Source organism: Methylobacterium oryzisoli (assembly GCF_046557895.1).
Taxonomy (GTDB): domain Bacteria; phylum Pseudomonadota; class Alphaproteobacteria; order Rhizobiales; family Beijerinckiaceae; genus Methylobacterium; species Methylobacterium oryzisoli.
Genome location: NZ_JBKIBX010000126.1, coordinates 1 through 771, shown reverse-complemented (window position 1 = coordinate 771; position 771 = coordinate 1). Strand labels below are relative to the sequence as shown.

The 771-nt window shown below is 66.3% G+C and carries 1 pseudogene; it reads left to right on the top strand.

What is annotated here, in order from left to right:
- Window positions 1-754: pseudogene (locus ACKUB9_RS34335) on the top strand (IS630 family transposase); the annotation flags it as partial.
- Window positions 755-771: the final 17 nt, after the last annotated feature.

Sequence of the window (771 nt, the reverse complement as noted above, 5' to 3'; positions counted from 1 at the left end):
CGCCGGCTGCGCACGGAGTCGTGCGCTGGCGGCTGGTCGATCTGGCTCAGATCCTGTTTGAGGAGCACGGCGTCTCGGTCTCCGAGCAGACACTGAGCCGGGTTCTGCGGAGCATGGGCTACCGGAAGCTCTCAGCCCGTCCCCGCCATCACGCACAGGATCAGGACGCTATTCCGGCTTTTAAAAAGCCTTCCCGACCCGCTTGGCGCAGATCGCGCAGGCCACGGGCGGCAAGCCGATAGAGGTCTGGTTCGCCGACGAGGCTCGGGTCGGGCAGAAGAACACCATCACGCGCCGCTGGGCACGCCGCGGCACACGGCCCGCAGCTCCGAAGGACCAGCGCACCGCCTCCGCCTACCTCTTCGGCGCGATCTGCCCGGCTCGTGGTACGGGAGCCGGGCTCGTCATGCCTCGCTGCACCACCGAGGCGATGAACCTGCATCTGGCCGAGATCGCCAGGGCCGTCGCCCCGGGCGCGCACGCCGTGCTGCTGCTCGATCAGGCAGGCTGGCACATGACCAAGAAGCTTGTGATCCCGGCCAACATCACCCTGCTGCCGCTGCCAGCGCGCTCGCCTGAGCTGAACCCGGTCGAGAACCTCTGGCAGTTCATCCGTGAGAACTGGCTCGGCAATCGGATCTTTGCGTCATACGAGGCCATCCTCGACCACTGCTGCGACGCCTGGAACAAGCTCATCAATCAGCCCTGGCGCATCATGTCCATCGGCCTGCGCGCCTGGGCCCGTGGGTTCTGATCAGTGAGGGTTGGTAT